8 protein-coding genes are annotated in these 7,613 nt (G+C 65.3%); 3 read left to right on the top strand and 5 right to left on the bottom strand.

Going from position 1 to position 7,613, the window contains the following annotated elements:
* Positions 1-83: 83 nt before the first annotated feature.
* The 4 genes from MJ783_RS02235 to MJ783_RS02220 form a co-directional block, all read right to left on the bottom strand.
* Positions 84-380, bottom strand: a complete 297-nt coding sequence (locus tag MJ783_RS02235) for a WXG100 family type VII secretion target (RefSeq protein ID WP_239308222.1) — start codon at positions 378-380, stop codon at positions 84-86.
* Between the two features lie 16 nt (positions 381-396).
* On the bottom strand, positions 397-1,062 hold the full coding sequence (locus tag MJ783_RS02230) for a hypothetical protein (RefSeq protein ID WP_239308221.1): 666 nt from the start codon (positions 1,060-1,062) through the stop codon (positions 397-399).
* Positions 1,059-1,421: a hypothetical protein gene (locus MJ783_RS02225; RefSeq protein WP_239308220.1), complete on the bottom strand. Its 363-nt coding sequence runs from the start codon at positions 1,419-1,421 to the stop codon at positions 1,059-1,061. Before MJ783_RS02225 ends, MJ783_RS02230 begins: the two co-directional genes overlap by 4 nt.
* Before the next feature lie 300 nt (positions 1,422-1,721).
* Positions 1,722-2,111 carry a hypothetical protein gene (locus MJ783_RS02220; protein WP_239308219.1) on the bottom strand — a complete coding sequence of 130 codons (390 nt, stop codon included), beginning with the start codon at positions 2,109-2,111 and terminating at the stop codon, positions 1,722-1,724.
* A gap of 204 nt (positions 2,112-2,315) precedes the next feature.
* Between MJ783_RS02220 and MJ783_RS02215 the strand changes: the two genes are divergently transcribed.
* The 3 genes from MJ783_RS02215 (at position 2,316) to MJ783_RS02205 (ending at position 4,882) form a co-directional block, all read left to right on the top strand.
* Positions 2,316-3,344 carry an ATP-binding cassette domain-containing protein gene (locus MJ783_RS02215; protein WP_308128323.1) on the top strand — a complete coding sequence of 343 codons (1,029 nt, stop codon included), beginning with the start codon at positions 2,316-2,318 and terminating at the stop codon, positions 3,342-3,344.
* The gene (locus tag MJ783_RS02210; RefSeq protein WP_239308218.1) at positions 3,341-4,231 is read left to right on the top strand and encodes an ABC transporter permease; all 891 of its coding nucleotides are present in this window, start codon (positions 3,341-3,343) and stop codon (positions 4,229-4,231) included. Before MJ783_RS02215 ends, MJ783_RS02210 begins: the two co-directional genes overlap by 4 nt.
* 138 nt (positions 4,232-4,369) lie before the next feature.
* A complete protein-coding gene (locus MJ783_RS02205; RefSeq protein ID WP_239308217.1) occupies positions 4,370-4,882 on the top strand; it encodes a hypothetical protein in 513 nt (170 codons plus the stop codon).
* Positions 4,883-5,650: 768 nt separating this feature from the next.
* On the opposite strand, the gene mqo is transcribed toward MJ783_RS02205, so the two are convergent.
* The gene (gene mqo, locus MJ783_RS02200) at positions 5,651-7,189 is read right to left on the bottom strand and encodes a malate dehydrogenase (quinone) (RefSeq protein ID WP_239308216.1); all 1,539 of its coding nucleotides are present in this window, start codon (positions 7,187-7,189) and stop codon (positions 5,651-5,653) included.
* Positions 7,190-7,613 lie beyond the last annotated feature (424 nt).

Genomic DNA, 7,613 nt, shown 5'->3' with positions numbered 1-7,613 from the left:
GCACACCCCAGTCGCCCACCGCTGTTCTCCCTTGGGTCTACTACCTGGGCCTACCGGGCTTGTCGAGGCCTCCGGCAGCGTGGTCAGGCACCCGCCGACTGGCTGAGCGTGGCGTCGAGCTGCTGGTGCTGCGAAATAGCCAGTTTGAGGAAACCACCCATGCCTTCAAGCCCGGCAATGGCGTTCCTCGTACCGGTGTTCCACTGCTCATACGACGCCTGAAACTTCCCGGACGCCTGATCGGTGATGAAGCCGCTGCCGACCAGGTTGTCGATCAGAGCTTTGAGCTGCGTCAGCTGGGTTTCCATCTCCTGCTGACCGCTGGTGAGCCTGGACGCCGTGTTCTCCAGCGCTGCGTAGTCGACGTGGACGTTGGCCATGACACGCTCTCTTTCATCAGGTGGGTGAATCCGTGGCAGCCAGCTGCTCCGGGCGGTCCTGGGACCAGGCCAGCGTGTCGCTGACGGCGTCGAACAGCTCAAACAGTTCCTCGGCGATGTCGACGTGCGGACTGCTCAGGACGACATTGAGTACGCCACGGCCATCGGGTACGGGAATGAGGGTCTGCATGACAACGGCGTCGATCGGCACCCCGTCCGGCTCAGGCCGCTCAACCCCGCGAATGCGCACGGCCCGGCCAGCCTGCATCTCGACAATCGTCACGGTGCGCCAGGAAGATCTACCGTCCGCCGGCGCCATGGCGGTGACCTGGCCGGCGATCGCCTCAACCGTGTTGTCCGCGACGTTCGGCGCGCCATCGGTATGGAACACCATCATGCTGGCCACCAGACCGTCGGAACCCTCCACCAGTTCAGCGGTGGCCGCGCAGTAAACAGCCCCCTGCCGCTCGGCCCGCTCGGCGATCTCCCGCAACAGCTTGAGCAGCGCCGACCGCTGTGGCCGCAGCTGCGGGAGTGCCGCGAGCCGAGCGTCAACCAGCCGCGCGAGGTCACCGGTACGGGTGGCTCGCCACACGTCGAACTCGAACCAGGAGGCCGGCACCCGGAGCGTGAACCAGGTGGGCGCGCCCGTGGCCGTCTTACCGTTGGCAGCCGCGCTCATACCGCGCCACCCGCCACCACCGGCGAAGCGGACGCATGGGTATCCGGACGTGCTGATTCAGCGCTCGCGGGCGCGGTTGACGTGAGCACACCGGCAAGGCCGGAATCCACATCGAGCGCGCCCTCAGCCAACCCGCGAAGCAGGCCGGACGCCCGCTCCAACAACTTGTCAAGCGAATTACGGCTGTCCGATGACTGGGTGACGAAATGACGCAGCGCCGTCTCGACCTCGTCGGAGCCGGTCACGCCGTGCAGGCCGTCGAAGACCGCGCCGAGAGAGGCAAGCGTGCCGCGGATGTCCGCCAACTCGCCGGACACCTGCCGGGCGACCTCGGGATCGCCCCCGAAGATACTCGCCACCACTTCATCACCCCTTTCACAACCACGCGCATCGCAGATGGAACCACACACCTATCAGGTGGTTCCACTCGGGCATGCGCTGGAGTGGACGCATCGTGGGCTACACAACCACATGCGCGGGGCGGGGTCAGACAAGTCAGCGACAATCGAAGCATCACCAGGACCGTTCATCGGGGATACCGGGATTTCCGGCGGACGTGGCTGGCGGCTTCAATGCCACTCAGCGGAAATCCCTCCGCGGCCCCGCGGGCATCCGCGCGGCCTGATGCCCGCGCTGCGCCGATCGACCAGTACCGCCGGTCAGCTGGTCTCGTCCTCGCCCTTGAGTTCGACGATCACATAGCTGGTGAAGGCCGCCTTGCAGTCGGCGGCGCCCGCCGTGTAGCCCGAGACATCCCTGAGGATGACGATGAGGTCCTCGAAGACTTTGCCGTTGGTCAGCGCGTCCCGCGACTCCTGCGCGAGCCTGGCGACTTCCACGACGCTTCCCTTGCATCCGCTCGCCACCGTCTGGATGGCGCTGTCGTACCGTTGGATGGTCGCCAGGCTCGGGTCCACCTCGCCGTCGAGCACGGCGAGCCGGTAGCCGGGCGTGTTCGGGGGCGGCGTCTCCTCAGGGGCTGTGCCTTCCCCGCCGCACCCTGCCACCAGCGCGACGGCCACCAGCGCCGCCGCCCACCATGTCCGCATTCGCCCCTCCAAGTCCGGTGGGCAGCTTAGCGGGTCGCCGCCGGGATCCGGGCTCGGACACGGCAGGACGCGCGGGCAGGTGGCTTTCGCCGCGTCGACCGATACTTGGGGCCGGGGACAGGAGGTGAAACCCGGCGTACGACGAGGCCCAGGCGGGTTGTGATCTCGCCGTTGGTTGTCCAACGTCTGGAAGGAGGACGCTTCGTGCCGGCCATCACCGCGCAAGCCCTCACCAAGGTGTACAAGACCCGCGCCGGCCTGGTGCGCGCGCTCGACGGCCTCGATCTGGAGGTCGCCGAGGGCACGATCCTCGGGCTGCTCGGCCCCAACGGCGCGGGCAAGACCACCACCGTTCGCATCCTGGCCACGCTGCTGCGACCCGACAGCGGCCGGGCGACGGTACTCGGTCATGACGTGGTACGCGACGCACAACGGCTGCGCCGGCTCGTCGGCCTGTCCGGGCAGTACGCCGCCGTCGACGAGAATCTCACCGGTGCCGAGAACCTGTGGATGTTCGGCCGGCTTTACCAGCTGCCGGGCCGTACGGCCCGCAGCCGCGCTGGCGAGCTTCTCGAGCAGTTCGGGCTGTCCGACGCGGCGGACAACGTCGTCAAGACCTACTCCGGGGGGATGCGCCGCCGCCTTGACCTCGCCTCCGCCCTCATCGGCCACCCGCGGCTGCTTTTCCTCGACGAACCGACCACCGGGCTCGATCCACGCAGCCGGCTGTCGATGTGGAACGCCATCCGCGACCTCGTCCGCAAGGGCTCAACGCTGCTGTTGACAACGCAGTACCTGGAGGAAGCCGACGCACTTGCCGACGTCGTCGCCGTGGTCGACGCCGGTAAAATCATCGCTCGTGGCACAGCCGCTGAGCTCAAGTCGCAGATCGGCGGCGAACGGATCGAAATCGTTGTGAACGACCCAGCGGACCTCGTCCAGGCCCGCCACATCATCTCCCGCCACTGTGTCGCCGACGCCACCGTTGATGAACGGGCAAAACGCCTGACCGCGCCCGCCGACGGCGGTACGCGCAAGCTCGCCGCTGTCATTCGCGCCCTTGACGAGGCCGGGATCGTGCTGGACGACTTCGGGCTGCGCCGGCCGACACTCGACGACGTGTTCCTCACGCTCACCGGCCATGCCACGCGGTTGGAGCCTGCCGACGGCGGCAACGAGGCTCATCCGGATCATGATGCCCCTACCGCCGCGGCGGTGGGACGAACCTCATGACCGGTCTCGTCGGCCCCGACCACCCAGGCCACCAGGCGGCTGATTCTCTTGTCGCACGTTCATGGCCACCGTGGCGGCCAGCGCGCGGCTCTGCCGCTGGCACGTCGGTCGTGGCCGACTCGCTGGTCGTCGCCTGGCGCAATCTGAAGCGGATCCCACGCATCCCCGAGCTGGCGGTCTTCGCGATCCTGCAGTCAGTGATGTTCGTGCTGCTTTTCTCCTTCGTGTTCGGTGGAGCGATCCCGCTGCCGGGAGGCGGCTCCTACCGCGAGTACCTCATGGCGGGAATCTTCGCCCAGACGCTGACCTTCGCGGCCGCGACCACCGCCATCGGCATCACCGACGATCTCGCCAAAGGGCTGATCGACCGCTTCCGCTCGCTGCCGATGAGCCGTTCGGCCTTCCTGACCGGGCGCACCGTCTCCGACGTCATCTACAACGCCGCGATTCTCGCGGTACTCATGATCACAGGCCTCATCGTCGGCTGGCGGGTACGCAACGGACTCGTCGACTTCCTCGCGGCCGTGGCTCTTGGGCTCCTGTTCGCCTACGCGATGGCCTGGGTCGGAGTCTGGCTCGGGCTGCTGGTGCCGACTGTCGAGGTCGCCCAGCAGGTGGCGTTCACCGCGATCTTCCCGATCACGTTCCTGTCCAATGCGTTCGTCCCCGTCCAGACGCTGCCCGGTGTGCTGCAGCCGGTGGCGGAATGGAATCCGGTGAGCACTCTGACCGCATCGATGCGGGCGCTGTTCGGTAATCCGAACCCCTTCGGCAGCGGGGACTTCCCTACGGAGCATCCGATACTGGTCACCGTGATCTGGGTCGCGGTGCTCGTCACGCTCTTCGGATCGCTGAGCGTCCGCCGTTACCGGGCCATGTCCCGTTGAGAGCGTGTTTGAGACCGGGCTTTCGATCAGCGAGCCGGAATGACGATCTCAAACGCGCTCTAAACGGTGGCCCCACCCCGAATCCATCCGAGGAAACTCGGACTTGTCACCGCCTATCATGGGCGCGGGGAAATCAAAGTGGCCTGCGCCAGTCCCTGGGCTGGAGATCGTGAAACGGATCCTGTCGATGAGGGGTCTGCCGTCTTCGGGGGAGTGCGCGAAGGAGTTGCCTCCGGCGACGGCATGGTGGACGGTGTCCGCACCGGCGTAGCCGTCGGCGGCGCACTCGGGCTCGCGGGAGCCGCTGTCGCCAACAGCACACAGGGCTGGGCCGATGGCGCGGATGACGCAACGTGCGTGCTGGCCGCCGTCGCGGACCCGGCCTGGCATGGAACGCCGGTCGCAACCGCGGCGGGCGAAGCGGCGGCAGGCGAACCGGCGGCAGCCGGTGATGTCGACGGCGCGGCCTTCGGCGCGGGCGGCAGCACCCTGACCTGCTGCGTTGCGTACTTCGGCGCGGACTTCGCCTGTTGGACGTTTTGGATCCGGATGCCGTGCACGTTGTTCCGCAGGTTCAGGGTCACGACGTTCCGGTTGGTCGTGATGCTCGAGTCACCGTCCAACACGAAGCGAAGCTTGTCTGGCAGGTGAATGCCGTAGAAGCTGTCCATCGCCACGCCACGGACGGGATGCCGGATGACGAGCAGGGTCCCGTCCGACGGAGCGTGAATGTTCTTCGCCCCGGACACCTGGAGCCTGAAGGTCCCCAGTGGAGTCACAATCTGCGAACTTGCACTTAAAGTAATTGATCCATCGCTGGAAATCGCGAGCTCGACCGGGAGAAACGGGAGTTGAACTGTGCCCGTGACCAGGCAGCCGGCAAGAGGTAGCACAAGCGCAAGCGCCGCGGCAACTACTTTCCCAACACCAAAGAACCAACGGCTGAACAATTGACGACCGAGCGACCGATGCATGACCTACCCCCGTAGCACTGCTCGGCCCACCACGCCCGATGGTCCGCACCGAGACGATAAAACACGGAGGTGACACAACACGAGTCCGATTTCCGACTGATACCTCACGGGCCCACGGGTTGCTGCAAGGCCTTGCAGCAGATCATCTAATCCGGGTAGTCTGGGCAGTTACACGATTTCCGGCCATCCTCCTCTCCGCCCAAGGCTGACCAGCACGGCCAATCAGCCTCAGGCAGGGCAGGGGGTGCACCCGGCGGCGGCCAGTCCGCCGGTTTCGGATGTGCGTCGTCCTCATGCCGGCTTCGACGTGGACGAGTACCCCCGGATATCCGGATGGAGCGGTTGCCCTCACCGCGTCCGAACGCGGCCAAGAACGTCGATCATTACCATGCGACCGACAGTGACCAGGGCACGTCTGCATGCCGAGATCTTTACAAGCTAGCCATTATCGGCCCGTTGAACGGCTGGGGAGAGGGCGGGGAATCTCCGTCAGACGAAGAATCTTTGCGGTCGCGGCCATCGTCCGTGCCGCGAGTTCTGGCTTGTCGGAAAGTCGCTGGCCAAAAGTCGGGATCATTTCGCTCAAGGCTACCTGCCAGGCGGCATAACGCTCGGGGAAGCATCGTTCAAGCAGATCAAGCATGATCGGAACCGCGGTTGAGGCCCCGGGGGAAGCGCCGAGAACCCCGGCGATGGTACCGTCGCGCGAGGCGACCACCTCTGTTCCGAACTGCAGGATCCCGCCCTTTTGTGGATCTTTCTTGACAATCTGCGCCCGCTGCCCAGCCGTGATGATCCGCCAGTCCTTGGCCATGCCGCCGGGGACGAACTGCCTGAGCTCCTCGATCTTCTTCTTCCGCGTCGCGGTCAGCGCGTTCAGCAACAGCGCGACCAGGGCTATGTTGTCTCTCGCCATGGCGATCAAAGGCATTATGTTATGCCGGCGGATGGACTTCGGCATGTCAAACACGGAGCCGTGCTTGAGGAACTTCGGGCTCGATCCGGCGTAAGGGCCGAACAGAATCGATGCCTTCCCGTCGACGATTCTGGTGTCAAGGTGCGGCATCGACATCGGCGGCGCGCCGATCGGCGCCTTGCCGTATACCTTCGCCTGGTGCCGGGCGACGAGCTCCGGGTTGTCGGTGCGGAGGAACTGGCCGCTGATGGGCAGCAGGGCGAATCCGCTGGCCTCGGGTATGCGTGATTTCTGCAATACTTTCAGCGCCCATCCACCCGCGCCAACGAACACGAAGCGCGCGGTTATGTCCTTTGTTTTCCCACTCATCCGGTGGTACACCCGCAACCGCCAGCTGCCGTCCGGAGCCTGGGTGAGGCTCCTGATCTCCTGGTTCAGGTGGATCCTCACCCCAGCCGACTCCAGCGCGCCAAAGAGCTGCCGGCTCAGCGCGCCGAAGTTGACATCGGTGCCGGACACCTCACGGGTCGCGGCAATCGGCTCGCCGGGCTTGCGCTGTTCGATCAACAACGGCGCCCAGCGCTCGATCACGGCCGGGTCGTCACTGAATTCCATGGCCGCAAACAACGGCTGGGTCCGCAACGCTTCGTACCGTCGGCGGAGGAAGTCGACGTCCGCCGCCCCCCGGACGAAGGTCATGTGCGGCATCGAATTGATGAACGTTCCCGGATCAGTGATTGTGCCGTCTTCCACAAGATGCGACCAGAACTGGCGGCTCACCTGGAACTGTTCATTGATGGTGACGGCCTTCCGGACATCGATGCTGCCGTCCGGGAGCTCACTGGTGTAGTTCAGCTCACAAAGCGCCGCATGACCGGTGCCCGCGTTGTTCCATGGATCCGAACTCTCCTCGGCCACTCCGGGCAGTCTTTCGTACACATCGATCGACCAGTCCGGCTGAAGTCTGTGCAGTAGGGTACCGAGTGTGGCGCTCATGACTCCCGCGCCTATGAGGACGACATCGGTTGTCTGGCGGGCGCTATACGTGGTGAGCGACTGCGGATTCATGTGGCTCTCGGCCTTCTTTCGCGATTCTCGTACCTGACACAAGTCCATCCCACGAGTCGGCTATACGCAGTGAGAATTGAATCTGTGAGGCCTGAATCACGCGGCTGAATGGCCCTGCCGTCCCCAGGCCCACTGCCTGCCGTGAGCACCATCCGATGTTCTACCGGCATGTCTGCCTGGTGAGCTGGGCTGACGGCCTACGGCGGAATCATCCGCCGGCCACCGATGATATTCGGAGACAGAATTTTTACACACCGCTAACCTGATGCTTTCACGAAGGATTCAGCCCGAGGTGGCGACGGCGTGGGTACATAGGCCGGAGGGCCTGCTGGCGGAGGGAAAACGGCGGCCAGCCGGGCGTCGTCCAGCCGGCGTGCACTGGGCACATTGGCAGGGCACCCGCGACAGATCCATGATCAATTAA

Origin of the sequence: Protofrankia sp. Cj3 (genome assembly GCF_917627355.1) — a bacterium.
Taxonomy (GTDB): domain Bacteria; phylum Actinomycetota; class Actinomycetes; order Frankiales; family Frankiaceae; genus Protofrankia.
This window is presented reverse-complemented; position numbering and strand designations above follow the sequence as displayed.